The following is a 546-nucleotide window of genomic DNA, read 5'->3' as shown; positions in this document are numbered from 1 at the left end:
AAATAGCTTAAAGCGGTCTTTCAAACTGATTTCGAGGGGATTTACCTTTCGAGAAGGCATATTGAATACTTGGGACATGGGTTCCAAGCCACTCAACTCTGGATAGCAGAAGCCAGCGACGCGTTTGGAGGTGAAGTTGCCAACAATCAACTCATCATCGTAAATACGCACAGTCTTGTTATTGAGCACATAGCGCACAGCTTCGGCTATTTTCACGTTGGTCGTCTTATCGCTGTTGGCCTTGTTACGATGGTATTTGGTCCAAAGCATAGGACGCTCAATGCATGCACCATTGGTTTCGGCTTGCACTGCTTTTTTCAGGCGCTCAACACGGTTCGATACTTCCATAGAAGTCTCGACCGCCATTTCTCTATCAGCTAATTTCACAAGAGCATTCATCTTATTCTCCTAGTATTCACCCCAGTTACAGAACCGACAATCACACCGGATGCGGATAGGAAATTCAACCGCATGAGGCCAAGTATGGCACGAGCGGATAGGAAATTCAACCGCATGAGGCCAAGTATGGCACGAGTTTTGTGCCTC

The 546-nt window shown here is 46.7% G+C and carries 1 protein-coding gene; it reads right to left on the bottom strand.

The window, feature by feature from the left end:
- On the bottom strand, nucleotides 1-399 hold a 399-nt coding region (locus ACMUOY_RS20100; RefSeq protein ID WP_413894506.1), incomplete at its 3' end, for a pyruvate formate lyase family protein.
- Between the last annotated feature and the right edge of the window lie 147 nt (nucleotides 400-546).

It is taken from the genome of Candidatus Skiveiella danica, assembly GCF_022705245.1.
GTDB lineage: Bacteria > Pseudomonadota > Gammaproteobacteria > Burkholderiales > Burkholderiaceae_C > Skiveiella > Skiveiella danica.
The sequence above is the reverse complement of the archived record's forward strand: the minus strand, read 5'-3'. Positions and strand labels throughout refer to the sequence as shown.